13 protein-coding genes are annotated in these 13,837 nt (G+C 68.4%); 5 read left to right on the forward strand and 8 right to left on the reverse strand.

Annotation, left to right across the window (positions count from 1 at the left end; all coding sequences use genetic code 11):
* Positions 1-78: 78 nt before the first annotated feature.
* Together Cte04_RS21965 and htpG are read left to right on the forward strand one after the other, a co-directional pair.
* Complete coding sequence (locus Cte04_RS21965) at positions 79-1,719, forward strand: pseudouridine synthase (protein ID WP_245633332.1); 1,641 nt, start codon at positions 79-81, stop codon at positions 1,717-1,719.
* Between the two features lie 393 nt (positions 1,720-2,112).
* Positions 2,113-4,059 carry a molecular chaperone HtpG gene (gene htpG, locus Cte04_RS09435; RefSeq protein ID WP_066475809.1) on the forward strand — a complete coding sequence of 649 codons (1,947 nt, stop codon included), beginning with the start codon at positions 2,113-2,115 and terminating at the stop codon, positions 4,057-4,059.
* Positions 4,060-4,155: 96 nt separating this feature from the next.
* On the opposite strand, the gene Cte04_RS09440 is transcribed toward htpG, so the two are convergent.
* Positions 4,156-5,376 (reverse strand): MFS transporter, encoded by a 1,221-nt coding sequence (locus Cte04_RS09440; protein ID WP_066475811.1) that lies wholly within the window; start codon positions 5,374-5,376, stop codon positions 4,156-4,158.
* Positions 5,377-5,398: 22 nt separating this feature from the next.
* A complete protein-coding gene (locus Cte04_RS09445; RefSeq protein ID WP_066475818.1) occupies positions 5,399-5,917 on the reverse strand; it encodes a RidA family protein in 519 nt (172 codons plus the stop codon).
* A 201-nt stretch (positions 5,918-6,118) separates the two neighbouring features.
* On the opposite strand from Cte04_RS09445, the gene soxR reads away from it, so the two are divergent.
* Entirely contained in the window at positions 6,119-6,664 is a 546-nt protein-coding gene (soxR, locus tag Cte04_RS09450) for a redox-sensitive transcriptional activator SoxR (RefSeq protein ID WP_083526599.1), read from the forward strand.
* On the opposite strand, the gene Cte04_RS09455 is transcribed toward soxR, so the two are convergent.
* Together Cte04_RS09455 and Cte04_RS09460 are read right to left on the reverse strand one after the other, a co-directional pair.
* The gene (locus Cte04_RS09455; protein ID WP_066475820.1) at positions 6,603-7,544 is read right to left on the reverse strand and encodes a DMT family transporter; all 942 of its coding nucleotides are present in this window, start codon (positions 7,542-7,544) and stop codon (positions 6,603-6,605) included. The genes soxR and Cte04_RS09455 overlap by 62 nt on opposite strands.
* A gap of 10 nt (positions 7,545-7,554) precedes the next feature.
* Entirely contained in the window at positions 7,555-8,772 is a 1,218-nt protein-coding gene (locus tag Cte04_RS09460) for an MFS transporter (RefSeq protein WP_245633333.1), read from the reverse strand.
* A 322-nt stretch (positions 8,773-9,094) separates the two neighbouring features.
* Here Cte04_RS09460 and Cte04_RS09465 point away from each other — a divergent pair, with 322 nt between their 5' ends.
* Positions 9,095-9,496 carry a hypothetical protein gene (locus Cte04_RS09465; RefSeq protein WP_245633334.1) on the forward strand — a complete coding sequence of 134 codons (402 nt, stop codon included), beginning with the start codon at positions 9,095-9,097 and terminating at the stop codon, positions 9,494-9,496.
* A 27-nt stretch (positions 9,497-9,523) separates the two neighbouring features.
* Here the strand turns inward: Cte04_RS09465 and Cte04_RS09470 are convergent, their stop codons facing one another.
* Both Cte04_RS09470 and Cte04_RS09475 read right to left on the reverse strand, forming a co-directional pair.
* The gene (locus tag Cte04_RS09470) at positions 9,524-10,882 is read right to left on the reverse strand and encodes an esterase-like activity of phytase family protein (RefSeq protein ID WP_066475822.1); all 1,359 of its coding nucleotides are present in this window, start codon (positions 10,880-10,882) and stop codon (positions 9,524-9,526) included.
* Positions 10,883-10,964: 82 nt separating this feature from the next.
* Positions 10,965-11,993 (reverse strand): serine/threonine protein kinase, encoded by a 1,029-nt coding sequence (locus Cte04_RS09475; protein ID WP_066475824.1) that lies wholly within the window; start codon positions 11,991-11,993, stop codon positions 10,965-10,967.
* A gap of 155 nt (positions 11,994-12,148) precedes the next feature.
* Between Cte04_RS09475 and Cte04_RS09480 the strand changes: the two genes are divergently transcribed.
* Complete coding sequence (locus tag Cte04_RS09480; protein ID WP_083526602.1) at positions 12,149-12,898, forward strand: 2'-5' RNA ligase family protein; 750 nt, start codon at positions 12,149-12,151, stop codon at positions 12,896-12,898.
* Here the strand turns inward: Cte04_RS09480 and Cte04_RS09485 are convergent.
* Positions 12,847-13,263, reverse strand: a complete 417-nt coding sequence (locus Cte04_RS09485) for an organic hydroperoxide resistance protein (RefSeq protein WP_066475827.1) — start codon at positions 13,261-13,263, stop codon at positions 12,847-12,849. The genes Cte04_RS09480 and Cte04_RS09485 overlap by 52 nt on opposite strands.
* Positions 13,264-13,326: 63 nt before the next feature.
* Entirely contained in the window at positions 13,327-13,803 is a 477-nt protein-coding gene (locus Cte04_RS09490) for a MarR family winged helix-turn-helix transcriptional regulator (protein WP_066475829.1), read from the reverse strand.
* Between the last annotated feature and the right edge of the window lie 34 nt (positions 13,804-13,837).

A 13,837-nucleotide genomic window follows, 5' to 3' on the forward strand; every position in this document is an offset into this window, starting at 1 on the left:
CGGCTATAACCCGGCACCCTGCCGGTATTGTGGGCACCGGCCCCAAAGGGGGCGCCGGCCGCGCGACAATGGCGGCAAATGTCATCCAACCCCACCAAAAAAACCGGCGCCCAGGGCGCCGAAAGCCCGTCGGATTCGTCCCCGGGCCGCTCCTCTGCCGGCCGCGCCGTGCTGCGCCGACCGGCCAAGCCTGCAGGCGCCAGGGACAGCCAGCCGCGCCAGGGCGCAGGCCGCGCCGAGCGCTCCGGACGTTCTTCGGACCGCTATCAGGAGCGCAATCAGGACCGTCCCGCAGGCCGCTCCGCAGATCGTTTTGCCGACCGTTCCGGCCCGCGCGGCGAACGCGGTGCGCGTCCCTACGACCCGGAGCGCGGTGCGCGCCCGGCGGCCCGCCCTTACGACCCCGAGCGCCGCGATTCCCGTGACTTCCGTGAACGCGGAGAGCGCGCCGACGGCGAGCAGCGACCCTCGCGCGGCGGCTTCGGCCGCGCCGATGGCGCACCCGGCGGCGAAGGCTTCCAGCGCCGTGGCGGCTTTGGTGCGCGCGACGGTGAAAGCCGATTCGAGCGTTCCGACCGGCCCGCGCGCGGCGACCAGGGCTTGGAGCGCAATGTCGAGCGCGGCCCGCGCCGCGATGCCGCTCAGGGCGAGGACCGCCGCGGCGGCTACGGTCCGCGCGGCGACACGCGCCAGGGCGGCGGCCGCAAGGACTTCGGCGCCGGCCGCGGCCCCCGCGACACCCGTCCGGGCGCACGCGACGACCGCCGCGGTGACGACCGCCGCGGCAGTGACCGCCACAATGAGCGCGGCGGCGAGCCGCGTCACATTCCCGGCTCCTTCGTTTCCGAGGCCAAGCGCCGCCCGACCACGGGCATCCGCACCTACCGCCCCGCAGGCGACGGCTCCGACCGCGTGATTCCCGTCAAGCGGGCGCCCGAGCCCGAGGCGCGCCAGGACGACCGTCCGGGCGCCGTGCGCATCAACAAGCGCATGGCCGACATGGGCCTGTGCTCGCGCCGCGAGGCCGACGAGTGGGTGGAAAACGGCTGGGTGCGCGTGAACGGCGAAGTGGCCGTGATGGGCCAGAACGTGGTGCCCGGCGACCGCATCGAAGTCGACCAGAAGGCCCAGGACCGGCAGGACCAGCAGGTCACCATCCTGCTGCACAAGCCCGTGGGCTATGTGAGCGGCCAGGCCGAGGACGGGCACGAGCCCGCCGTGGTGCTGGTCAAGCCCGAGAACCACTGGAACCAGGACCGCAGCAAGACGCGCTTCAACTTCAGCCAGCTCAAGGGCCTGGCGCCCTGCGGGCGCCTGGACATCGACTCCGTGGGTCTGCTGGTGCTGACCCAGGACGGCCGCGTGGCGCGCCACATCATCGGCGAGGACTCCGAGGTGGACAAGGAGTACCTGGTGCGCGTGAGCTTCGGCGACCGCGACGTGGATGTGCAGTCCGTCTTCCCCGAGGAAAAGCTGGCGCTGCTGCGCCATGGCCTGGAGCTGGACGGCGAGCCGCTCAAGCCCGCCCAGGTGGACTGGCAGAACGCCGAACAGCTGCGCTTCGTGCTGACCGAAGGCAAGAAGCGCCAGATCCGCCGCATGTGCGAGCTGGTCGGCCTCAAGGTCGTGGGCCTCAAGCGCATCCGCATCGGCCGCGTGACGCTGGGCAATCTGCCTGTGGGCCAGTGGCGCTACCTGGCTGCGCACGAGAGCTTCTAATACCCCCTGAGGCGCTTCACGCCTTTCCCCTCTCCCTACGCGCTGCGCGCTATGGGAGGGGGACGACACCTTCGGGGCGGGGCGGCCCTTCCTCGGTGTCTCTCGCTTGGGTTGCGCTAGTTTTAAGAAAAATTGGCTTCAAGCCATTTATTGATAAGCGCAAGCAGCTATTCTTTTTGAATCGGCGCTTGCGCTTTTTTCATCGCCGGGCCGCCCCAAGTTGAAAAGCCTCCTCTCGGAGAGGCTGCGGCCACACGCCGTGGGGCGCGTGGGGAGCCATTTTTCATGCCTGGAAAAAGCCCTTGAAATACCAAGGGCCGTCCCTAGCTAATGGGGCGAATCGCCGCTGGCGGATTTTTTTGTTCGTATTTCCTCGAATTTCACTGAACGCCTATGACAAAGCAAACCCATTCCTTCCAGGCCGAAGTGGCCCAGTTGCTGCATCTGGTCACGCATTCGCTGTATTCCAACCAGGAAATCTTCCTGCGCGAGCTGATCTCCAACGCCTCGGACGCCTGCGACAAGCTGCGCTTCGAGGCCCTGAACGACAGCAGCCTCTATGGCGATCAGCCCAACCTGGAAGTGCGGGTGTCCTTTGACAAGGCCGCCAAGACGCTGACGATTGCCGACACCGGCATCGGCATGAGCGAGCAGGAAGCCATCGAGAACCTGGGCACCATCGCCAAGAGCGGCACCAAGGCCTTTGTGGAAAAGCTCAGCGGCGACCAGAAGGCCGACTCGCAGCTGATTGGCCAGTTCGGCGTGGGCTTCTATTCGGGCTTCATCGTGGCCGACCGGATCACCGTGGAGTCGCGCCGCGCCGGCCTGGCGGCCAGCGAGGGCGTGCGCTGGGTCAGCGGCGGCACCGGCGACTTCGAGGTGGAGCAGATCGAGCGCGCCGAGCGCGGCACCAGCATCACGCTGCACCTGCGCCCCGAGGCCGAGGAGTTCCTCAATGGCTGGAAGCTCAAGCAGATCATCTCCAAGTATTCCGACCACATCAGCCTGCCCATCCTGATGGAAAAGGAAGAGTGGAAGGAAAGCGAGAAAGAGGGCGAGCCCGGCCAGATGGTCAAGACCGGCGAATGGGAGACCGTCAACAAGGCCAGCGCCCTGTGGACCCGCCCCAAGAAGGACATCACGGACGAGCAGTACAAGGAGTTCTACAAGTCCATCAGCCACGACTACGAGGATCCGCTGACCTGGAGCCACAACCGCGTCGAAGGCAACACCGAGTACACGCAGCTGCTGTACATTCCGGCCAAGGCGCCGTTCGACCTGTACCAGCGCGACAAGCACGCGGGCATCAAGCTGTATGTGAAGCGCGTCTTCATCATGGATGACGCCGAGGCGCTGATGCCCCAGTACCTGCGCTTCGTGAGCGGGGTGATCGATTCGGCCGACCTGCCGCTGAACGTGAGCCGCGAGCTGCTGCAGGAAAGCCGCGACGTGCGCCTGATCCGCGACGGCTCGGCCAAGCGCGTGCTGTCCATGCTCGAGGATCTGGCCCGCCACGACCGGCATGAAGTGGCTGCCGAGGGCGATGTGACCGATGTGGTCAGCGAAGAGGACAAGGCCAAGGAAGGCAAGTACACGCAGTTCTACAACGAGTTCGGCGCCGTGCTCAAGGAAGGCCTGGGCGAGGACTTCGGCAACAAGGAGCGCATCGCCAAGCTGCTGCGCTTTGCCTCCACCACGCACGAAGGCCTGGTGGTCTCGCTGGCCGACTACAAGGCCCGCATGAAGGAGGGCCAGGAGGCCATCTACTACATCACGGCCGACTCCCTGGCGGCGGCCAAGAACAGCCCGCAGCTCGAAGTCTTCAAGAAGAAGGGCATCGAAGTGCTGCTGATGACCGACCGCGTGGACGAATGGGCGCTCAACTACCTGACCGAGTTCGACGGCACGCCGCTGCAATCCGTGGCCAAGGGCGCCGTGGACCTGGGCAAGCTGCAGGACGAGGCCGAGAAGAAGGCCGCCGAGGAGGCTGCCGAAGCCTTCAAGCCCGTGCTGGCCAAGCTCAAGGAAGCGCTCAAGGACCGCGCCGAGGATGTGCGCGCCACCAGCCGCCTGGTCGATTCGCCGGCCTGCCTGGTGGTGCAGGACGGCGGCATGAGCCTGCAGCTGGCGCGCCTGCTGAAGCAGGCCGGCCAGAAGGCCCCCGAGACCAGGCCCGTGCTCGAAGTGAACCCCGAGCATCCGCTGGTCAAGAAGCTCGATGGCTCGGTGCATTTCCATGACCTGGCCCAGATCCTGTTCGACCAGGCCGTGCTGGCCGAAGGCGGCATGCCCGAGGATCCGGCCGCCTATGTCAAGCGCGTGAACGCGCTGCTGGTGTAAACCGGCGCTGCAAAAAACCGCCAGCGATGGCGGTTTTTTTTATGCCCGGCATCTCCAGGGAAAGTGCTGGGACCCCGCAGGGGCAGGCGCTGGCAGCTATCGAGTCGAGGGCTTCTGGTGTACCAGCTGCCGGTCCCGGCACACCATGGCCAGCGTCGCCAGGCCCAGCACCAGGCCCATGATGCTGGTGCCGGTCCAGCCTTGGCCGAGCCAGGCCCAGGAGCCCAGGGCCGAGCCGATGGAGGCGCCGATGAAATACGTGGTCATGTAGACCGCGTTGATGCGCGAGCGGGCCTCGGGCGCCAGTGCATAGATCACGTTCTGGTTGCTGATGTGCAGCGCCTGCAGCGCTCCGTCCACGACCAGCATGCCCGCCAGGAACCACCACAGGCTGGTGCCGCCCAGCCACAGCGCCAGCCAGCCCAGCAGCAGCAGGACGGCGCCGGCCAGCGTGGTGTGCTGCTCCAGCCCCTTGTCGGCCATGCGGCCGGCCACATTGGCCATCAGCGCGCCGGCAATGCCGGCGATGCCGATCAGGCCGATCTCCATGTCCGACAGCCGGAATTGCGGTCCGGCCAGCAGCAGCGCCATGGTGGAAAACAGCACGCTCACCGTGGCAAAGCCCAGGCCGCCGATGAGGGCGCGGCTGCGCAGGCGCGGGTGTTGGCGGACCAGCACGGCCAGCGACTGCATGACGGCGCCGTAGCTCACCGGGGCCGTGGGCGCGGCCCGGGGCAGGGCGCGCGACAGCAGCACGGCCATCAGCGCGGTGCAGGCGGCGCCCACCCAGTACACGGTGCTCCAGCCGCCCAGTTCGGACAGGATGCCGGCCACGCTGCGCGAGGCCAGGATGCCGATCAGCAGCCCGCTCATCACCAGGCCCACGGCGCGGCCGCTGGCGCCGGGCGCCGCAAAGGTGGCGGCCATGGGCACCAGCACCTGGGCCGCGACCGAGAACACGCCGGCCATCAGCGTGCCGCCGGCCAGCAGGGCGAAGCTGCCCGTCAGCCCGCTGATGCCGCTGGCCAGCATGCCGCAGGCGGCCAGCAGCATGAGCGCTAGCACCAGGCGGCGGCGCTCCAGCATGTCGCCCAGCGGCACCAGGAAGAGCAGGCCCAGGCCGTAGGAGACCTGGGCCATGGTCACGGTGCTGGAGGCCAGGGCATCGCTGATCTGCAGGCTTTGCGCCATGGAGTGCAGCAGTGGCTGGTTGAAGTAATTGGCTCCTGCGCACAGGCCGCAGGCCGTGGCCATGAGCAGCAGGGTGGAGAGCGGGAGAATCGGTTGCGTATGCGGTTGCGGGGTCTGTACGGTCATGGAGCGCAGGTGTGTGAACGGATCAGGCGGCGATGGCGATGCGGTCGGCCGGGGTGCCGGCAGCTTGCGGCGCGGGCGCCGCGACGGGCACGGCGGCCGTGGCTTCCACTTCGATCAGCATGCCGGGCAGGGCCAGCTTGGGTACGGGAATCAGCGTGCAGGCCGGAAAGCGCGGCTTGCCATCGCCCGGCTCGCCGCTGCCCCAGTGCCGCCGCACGCTGCTTTGCCAATGCTCGAAGCGCTCCAGGCTGTGGTCGACGATGAGCACCGTGAGCTTGGTCACATGGCCCATGTGCGCGCCGCCCGCCGCCAGGGCGGTCTTGACGTTGGCCAGGGCCTGCACGGCCTGTGCGGCGAAGCCGTCGGGCAGCTCGGCCTGCGCATTCTCGCCGCCCTGGCCGGAGACGAACAGCCAGCGCAGCGGCTCCTGGACGGCGACCACATGGGTGTAGCCGTTGGGGCTGCAGTCATAAAGGCCTGCGGGCTGCAGGTATTGGCGCGGGGCCGTGGTCGGGGTGTCGGTGCTGTGCAGGGTAGGCATAAGGTCTTTCGGTTGGGCTGTTGTGCAGCCCGCCATGGCGGGGCTTTTGGCGGGAAGCTGGCTGGCATTGTTCAACCTCGACTAAGCTTGAGGTCAAGTGTTTTGCAAGACCTTCAGAAACCGGGGCCATGGCATGCCGGTCATGGGCCCGCAACAAGGACAGGCATGGGATCGACAGCGCAGTGCGAAGAGGATGAAGAAATGGCCGGCGGAGCCGGATGCTGCGGCAGGCCGGCGCCGGCCGCTGCACTGCAGGAGCTGAGCGTTGGCGAGGTGGCGCGGCGCAGCGGCGTGGCGGTGTCCACGCTGCATTTCTATGAAAAGCGCGGCCTGATCGCGAGCGCGCGCACCGCAGGCAACCAGCGCCGCTATCCGCGCGCCGTGCTGCGCCGCGTGGCCGTGATCAAGGTGGCGCAGCGCATGGGCGTGCCGCTGGCCGAGATCGCCGAGGCGCTGAGCCTGCTGCCCGCGGGCGAGGTGCCCGACAAGGCCGACTGGACGGCGCTGTCGGCACGGTGGCGCAGCCAGCTCGAGCAGCGCATTGCGGGGCTGGTGCAGCTCAGGGATCAGCTCGACACCTGCATAGGCTGCGGCTGCCTGTCGCTCAAGGCCTGCCCGCTGCGCAACGAGGGTGATGCGCTGGCGGCGGCCGGTCCGGGGCCGCATTTCGCTGCGGGGGCGCCGGCTACCGGCGCGGCAGAGGGAGCCAGCGCACCCATTGCCGCAGGCGCGGCCGCAGCTCGCTGACCACGGCACCCAGGACGATCAGGGCGGCGCCCAGCAGGGCTGGCGCGGGCAGCATCTCGCCGGCCAGCCGGCCGACCAGTCCGCCCCAGATGGGCTCGCCCGCGTAGATCAGCGTGGCCCGGGTGGGCGAGACGGCTTTCTGCGCCCAGTTCATCGTCAGCTGTATGAGCACGCTGGCCGTTCCCAGGCCCAGCGCGCAGGCCAGCCAGACCCAGGAGAAGGCAGGCACGGATTCGCCGGCCACGGGCATGGCGGCGAACGAGAGCAGGCCGCCGACCAGCAACTGCACCACGGTCACGCGCTGCAGGTTCACCCGGCCCGCATATTTGCCGATCAGAATGATCTCGGCCGCGAACACCAAGGCCGCCAGCAGCGAGGCCAGTTCGCCCGCGCCCAGTGCCAGGCCGGCGAAGCCTTCGAGGCCGGCCAGCGGCTGCGGGCTGGTCAGCAGCACCAGGCCGGTGAAGGCCAGGGCAACGCCCGCCCAGCTCATGGGATGCGGCGCGTTGCGCAGCACCAGCCACTGCAGCAGCGGCACCGTGGGCACGTACAGCGCCGTGATGAAGGCCGACTGGCTGGCGCTGACGCTTTGCAGGCCATGGGTCTGCAGGCCGTAGCCCAGGAAGATCGACAGGCCGATGGCGGCACCGGCCCTGGCTTCCTGCCAGCTCAGGTCGCGCATGGCGCGGTGGAATACCAGCAGGCACAGCAGCCCGGCAGTGGTGAAGCGAAAGCCGACGAAGAACAGCGGTCCCGCGTATTGCATCGCCGTGTGCACCGTGAGAAACGTCGTGCCCCACAGCATGGTGACGCCGACGAGCGCGGCTTCCTGCACGCTCAGCGGCAGCCGGGGAATCTTGAACACAGGCAAAGCGGGCACGGGAGATGGTTTACTGGCGTGGAACCGGCAGCACGCGCGCACGGATGCACAGGGCGCCCAGGAATGCGGTGAGCAGGCCCAGGCAGATGCAGAAGACGACCAGCGCCCGCGTCAGGCCGATGGCATCCGACAGCCAGCCCAGGCCCAGGATGGGGAAAATCGTGCCCAGATAGCCCACGATCAGATAGGTGGACAGCAGGCCGGTGCGGCTGGCGGGCTTGGACACCTTGTTGACGATGGACATGCCCGCCAGGTTGCACATGCCGTGGCCGGCCGCCGTGGCGGCCACGCACAGCGCAAACAGCCAGGGCGAGCCCGCGAAGGTGTTGACCAGCAGGAGCAGGTTGCAGGCCGTCAGCGCGAAGAAGCCGGCGATGGCCACGCCCTTGGTCGCATAGGGCCGGGCGATCAGCTGCACGATGGCCGACAGGAACAGGATGATGCCGATGGACAGGCCCGAGACCGCGGGCCCGTGCCAGGGCACCATGTGCTCCATGAAGCTGGGCGCCAGAGAGGCGAACAGGCTGAACATGCCGAAGGCCGAGAACGCGGCCATGCAGCCCAGCGCGTAGTGGCGCAAAAAGGGCTTGCGCGGCTGGGAGAGCGCGGGCTGCACGTCCCTGAACGAGAAGCGCGGCGCGGCGGCCGGGGCTGCCGTGCCGGCGGGCTGCGCCGGCAGGCGCACCTGGAACAGTGCATAGATGGCCAGCAGGCCCAGCGCCAGCGAAGGCACATAGGCCGTCTTCAGAGGTGCGGGCACCCATTGCGCCATCAGCCCGCCCACCACGGGCCCGAGGCCGAAGCCGAAGGCGATGGTCAGGCTGGTCGTGGCGGCGGCGCGCTGCAGGTCGCCCTTGTTGTTGAGCCGGGTCATGCCCACCGAGGCCGAGGTGGTGATCATTCCCGAGGCCACGCCGATGACGAAGCGGCAGACCGAGAAGCTGGGCACGTCCCAGGCCAGGGCCGAGCTGCCCACGCCCAGCGTCATCAGGATCAGGCCCGCGCGCAGCACGGCCATGAAGCCGAAGCGGTCCGTGAGCCGGCCCAGGAACAGCAGGCTGGCCAGCGCGCCGAACATATAGGCCACGAAGATCTGCGTGATGTGGCTGGGCTGCAGGCCCCAGGCCTGCTGGTAGAGCGGGTACAGCGGGCTGGCCAGGGCCGTGCCCATGACGCCCACGCACATGGAAAAGCACACCCACGGATAGGGCGTCCACTTGGATTGCATGATGAATGGAGGAGAAAGCGTTGCGCCGGCCGGCATGTCCCCGTCCCTGCGCTGGAACCGGGGACCGCATGGGTTCAGCTGGAGCGATTGTAGAAAGGGCGGACGGCGCCGGCTGGCGGCCGCCCGTGAGCCCCCGGCCTCAGGAAGGTAATGCCGGCGAGGCAGCCGGGCAGAAACTTTGGCCGGCGCTGGCGGATCGCAAGCGGGTCACAATGGACGGCAGGATAGGGACGCTATGAACGAAAGCACGGAAAGGGGCGCGCAGGCGCCCGCGAAATTCGCCATGGCAGGCATGCGGACAGGAATCAGGGGAATCGGGCGCATGGCCCTGGCCGCGGGGCTGGCGGCCGTGCTGGCCGGCTGCGGCTCGGTCGGTGCCGGCGTGGGTGTGGGCATTCCCGTGGGGCCGTTCTCGGTGGGCGTGGGAATGGGCAGCGGCGGCCTGAGCGCCGGCGTGGGCACGGGTGTCGGGCCGCTGGGCGTCGGCGTGGGCGTGAACCAGCGCGGCCAGGTGCTGGGCAGCGCGGGCGTGGGGGCGTCCACGGGCGTGGGCGGCGCGAATGTCGGCGTAGGCGTGGGCACTTCCACGGTGCTGCACGACCCGCGCAATGCCAGGGCGGAGCCGGCTGCGCCCGTCCAGCCCGCCGCCGAGCCCGGCCAGATCCAGTGGCGCGATGCCAGCGGGCAGCCCGTGCCCGCCTGCAAGGCCGAAGGGCGCTGCTGAAGAACAGCGCCCTGATCGGCGGTCCGGTCAGCGCGCCTTCAGGAAGTCGCCGGCTTCCAGCAGCACCAGTTCGTTGTCGTCCGCGCGATTGGGCTCGCGGCTGGAGCTGAACGGCAGGTTGTTGTCGTTGCCGACCACGATGTGGCTGGCATCGACCACGTCCACGTTCTCGATGGTGAAGAACGGGAAGGTGAAGACGCCGGCATTCAGCGGCTTCTTCGCGATGCGCTGCGGGTCCTGGATGTTCATGAGGTCGATGTAGCCGATCTTGCGCAGTTCGCCGCCCGCGTTCGCATCGGACAGCTCCACCTTGTAGACACGCTTGAACCTGGCCGTGTCGTCGAAGCAGTCCTTGCGCTTTTCGCCTTGCGGGCAGGCCTTGTCGGCCGTGCCTTCGCCGTTGTCGCGCTCGATGACCAGGCCGGTCGTGGCATCGATCATGTTGAAGTCGCCGATGGCATGGCTGTTGCCTTCGAGCACGTACTTCCAGTGGCGGCCCGTCCATTGCTCCGACTTCACGTCGAACTCCAGCACGCGCAGGAACTGCCTGCCGTCCTCCACCGCTTCATAGGCCCTGGCCTCCTCGTTCCAGACCGGGCCTTCGAGCAGCGCATAGAGCTTGCTGCCGTCCTTGGAGGCGGCCATGCCCTCGAAGCCCTTGGAGCGCTTGATCTGGAAGGCGGACATCTTCGCGTCCGGCGCGCCGGGTGCCACCGTGCCCGGATAGTCGGGCGAGCGCACGGGCCTGCCGTCCACCCGGCTCTCGAAAACGCCCAGCACCTTGCCGTTCAGGTCGGCCTTGATCAGATAGGGCCCGAACTCCTCGCCGATCCACAGCGCGCCGCCCGCGAACTGGAAGCTCTCGGGGTCGAAGTCCGAGCCGGTCAGGTAGCGCTGCTTCGTGCCTTCATGGACGATGCGAAACGGCACCTTCTTGTCGGGGTCGTGCAGGAACACGGTCTTCAGGCGCTGGAACCGGCCGCTCTGGAAATCCACCTTGTAGTGGTTGAGGTAGAGCATGAAGTCCGGCGAATTGGCCTTGGCGCCGGCGCCGTTGTCGGTGAGCACCCAGAACGTGCCGTCTGCCATGTGCTTGATGCCCGAATGGCCTTGCAGCGGCTGGCCCTTGAAGGGCAGCGAAACGCCCGTGGGGCGGCCGTTGGACAGCCCTTCGATGCGGCCCACCTGTTCGGTGCGCTGCGCGGTCGTGAACTTTCCGCTGGCCTGCAGGTCGGCCGGGGCATCCTTGGGAGCCGGAACAAAGGACTGGGCCGGCAGCACGGCATGGCCGGCCAGCGTGGCCGGATACACCTGCTGGGCCTGTGCGCCCAGGCCGAGCAGGGCGCCGGCCACGGCGGCCGCGGTGAGTGTCTTGAAAGCAAGCATGGGGGGAACTCATGAAAACGGAAGCCGGCAAGTTGCCTGCCGAACATGACGATGTCATGAAACCCCCAGGGCCCGGCATGCTTCAGGCGTACAGAGGCTCCCGCTGGATGGCCTCGATCTGCTCGTGGAGCATGTCCACCTGGCTGCGCCAGTAGTCGGCGGTGCCGAACCAGGGAAAGTTGATCGCGAAGATCGGGTCCTGCCAGCGCCGCGCCAGCCAGGCGCTGTAGTGGATCAGGCGCAGCGTGCGCAGCGGCTCGATCAGGGCCAGCTCGCGCCGGTCGAAGGGACGGAACTGCTCATAGCCTTCGAGCAGGGCCGACAGCTGCTGTGTCTGCTGGGCGCGCTCGCCCGAGAGCAGCATCCACAGGTCCTGCACGGCCGGGCCCATGCGCGCATCGTCCAGGTCCACGAAGTGCGGGCCGCCGCGGCCCTCGTCGTCCTGCGGCGTCCACAGGATGTTGCCCGGATGGCAGTCGCCGTGCAGGCGGATATGGCGGGCGCTTTGCAGGCCGAAATGGCCGGCTTGGCTGAGTCCGTCCGCGGCCGGTGCGATCAGGTGCAGCGCCTGCTCGCAGGCCTGCTCCCAGCGGTTGCGCACTTCCAGCGCCACCATGTCGTGCTCCAGCAGATAGCCCATGGATTCGAAGCCGAAGCTGCGCAGGTCGAGCGTCGGGCGGTGCACAAAAGGCCTGGCCGAGCCTTCGGTGTGGATGCGGGCGAGAAAGCGGCCGGTCCACTCCAGCACTTCCCAGTCATCGAGCTCGGGCCGGCGTCCGCCGCGCCAGGGGCTGACGCTGAACAGAAAGCCCGCATGCTCGTGCACGCTGCGGTCCAGCAGCTTGAACGGCGCGACCACCGGTATCTCGGCATCGGCCAGCTCCTGCGAGAACGCATGCTCTTCCTCGATCTGCGCACGGCTCCAGCGGCCGGGCCGGTAGAACTTGGCCACCACCTTCTCGCCCGAGTCCAGGTGCGCGAGATAGACGCGGTTCTCGTAGGAACTCAGCGGCGTGAGCCGCCCGTCGGGCAGCAGGCCGGTGGCGCATAGCGCGTCGATCACGCAGTCCGGCGTGAGGGCGGCATAGGGATGGTCGTCGTTGGGGCTCATGCCTGCATTGTCGCGTCTTTGTGTGCTCTTGAATCGGGAGCTTCGGGCGCTTGCCATTCCTTGCTTGTGGATGGTTTATGCCCTGGATACCAGAAAGGCAAGGCGCTGCCAGCTATGGTTTTTTCATGTGCCGCGCGCTGGCACACTGGCACACCATGCGTGCAGCTCCCCCGATCTCCCAGCCCTGCGAGGACCGCGACTTTGCCGAATGGCACCGGGGCAGCCCCTGGTGCGCGGTCTGGGTGGCCTGCGCCGATGTGCCCGAAGTGGCTGCCGCCGTGGCCCGGGGGCGGCAGGCGCTGGCCCGGGCCCTGTTGCCGCGCTATGCGCGCCAGCCGCACATCACGCTGGCCTATCGCGGGCTGTGCGGCGGCGGGCCGGATGCGCCGGCCGAATACGGCCATGCCGGGCTGCGGACCGATATTGCGCGCTTGGCAACGCATTGGCGGGAATCGGGCAGCGGGCCGTTTGCCGTGCAGGTGCGGGGCGCGGGAAGCTTCACGACGGTGCCGTATCTGGCGGTGGAAGAGGGCGCCGGTGTGCTGGCGCGCTGGCATGCGGTGCTGGGCGGCATTGCGCAGGAGGCGCTACGCGCAGGCTGGCGCTATGTGCCCCATGTGACGCTGGGCCACTATGCGGTGGCCATGCCCTTGCGGCAGGCCGTGGCGCGTCTCGGGGCCGCAGGCGTGGCCAGGAAAGCCATGCATGTGGAGGTGCGGGCGCTGGCGCTGGTGCGCTATGCCGCGCAGGACATCGCCGGGCCGCTGCAGGCCGAAGGCTGGTTCGACCTGCAGACCGGGCGCTATGCGGCAGCGCCCGGTGCCCTGTTCGGCGATCTGGAGCAGGCCGGCGGTCAGGCGACGGTCAGCTGCACGCCGATGTTGCCGCGCGTGGCGTTGGAGTAGGGGCAGACCTGGTGGGCGGCGTCCACCAGCTGCTGGGCCGCGGCCTTGTCCATGCCGGGCAGGTGGATGGTCATGCGCACGGCAATGCCGAACACTTCGCCCACGGGGCCCAGGTCCACCTCGGCGTCCACCGACAGGTCCTGGGGCAGCGTGATCTTCTGGCGTGCGGCCACGGCCTTCATGGCGCCGATGAAGCAGGCGGAATAGCCGGCCGCGAACAGCTGCTCGGGATTGGTGCCCTTGCCGGCGCCGCCGGGCGGGGACAGCTGGATGTCCAGGCGGCCGTCATCGGTGCGCGAGGCACCTTCGCGGCCGCCGGTGGTGTGGGCGTGGGCGGTGTAGAGAACTTTGTCGAGCTGTGCCATGGTGTCTTCCTTTGCAAGAGTGCCCGGCCATGCGGGCGGGTGGAGGAAATCGGCGCTCCGGTGTCAGCCGGAGCTGCTGCGGCGCGGCGCCAGCCGCTCGCGCAGTGCGCTGAGCTGGCCCGTGAGGGCCTGCAATTCGGGAAGCGTGCATTGCGTGCTTTGCAGCACGCAGGCGGGAATCTTTTCGGCTTCGGCGCGCAGCGCACGGCCGGCTTCGGTGAGCACGATGCGCACGCGGCGCTCGTCTTCGGCATCGCGCAGCCGCGCCAGCAGGCCCGCGGCCTCGAGCCGCTTGAGCAGCGGCGTGAGCGTGCCCGAATCCAGGGTCAGGCGCTCGCCCAGCTCCGAGACCGTGAGCCGGTCGCCTTCCCAGAGCACCAGCATGACCAGATATTGCGGGTAGGTCAGGCCTATGGCTTCAAGCAGAGGCTTGTAGAGCTTGGTCATGGCCAGCGACGCCGAGTACAGGGCAAAGCAGACCTGGTTGTCCAGGCGCAGCAGCTCGGAGGTATCGGGGAGAAGGTCTTGGCCGGTTCGCATGGGATGAATTATTGCCGGCAATTTAATTGTGTGC

Source organism: Comamonas terrae, from assembly GCF_001544075.1.
Taxonomy (GTDB): domain Bacteria; phylum Pseudomonadota; class Gammaproteobacteria; order Burkholderiales; family Burkholderiaceae_C; genus Comamonas; species Comamonas terrae.

Coding starts and splice junctions, on each gene's coding strand:
- Cte04_RS09460 (WP_245633333.1), bottom strand. CDS start 8,772: ATGCAATCCAAGTGGACGCCCTATCCGTGGGTGTGCTTTTCCATGTGC.
- Cte04_RS09440 (WP_066475811.1), bottom strand. CDS start 5,376: ATGACCGTACAGACCCCGCAACCGCATACGCAACCGATTCTCCCGCTC.
- Cte04_RS09490 (WP_066475829.1), bottom strand. CDS start 13,803: ATGCGAACCGGCCAAGACCTTCTCCCCGATACCTCCGAGCTGCTGCGC.
- Cte04_RS21965 (WP_245633332.1), top strand. CDS start 79: ATGTCATCCAACCCCACCAAAAAAACCGGCGCCCAGGGCGCCGAAAGC.
- Cte04_RS09480 (WP_083526602.1), top strand. CDS start 12,149: ATGCGTGCAGCTCCCCCGATCTCCCAGCCCTGCGAGGACCGCGACTTT.
- Cte04_RS09465 (WP_245633334.1), top strand. CDS start 9,095: ATGGCCCTGGCCGCGGGGCTGGCGGCCGTGCTGGCCGGCTGCGGCTCG.
- soxR (WP_083526599.1), top strand. CDS start 6,119: ATGGCCGGCGGAGCCGGATGCTGCGGCAGGCCGGCGCCGGCCGCTGCA.
- Cte04_RS09445 (WP_066475818.1), bottom strand. CDS start 5,917: ATGCCTACCCTGCACAGCACCGACACCCCGACCACGGCCCCGCGCCAA.
- Cte04_RS09470 (WP_066475822.1), bottom strand. CDS start 10,882: ATGCTTGCTTTCAAGACACTCACCGCGGCCGCCGTGGCCGGCGCCCTG.
- Cte04_RS09475 (WP_066475824.1), bottom strand. CDS start 11,993: ATGAGCCCCAACGACGACCATCCCTATGCCGCCCTCACGCCGGACTGC.
- htpG (WP_066475809.1), top strand. CDS start 2,113: ATGACAAAGCAAACCCATTCCTTCCAGGCCGAAGTGGCCCAGTTGCTG.
- Cte04_RS09485 (WP_066475827.1), bottom strand. CDS start 13,263: ATGGCACAGCTCGACAAAGTTCTCTACACCGCCCACGCCCACACCACC.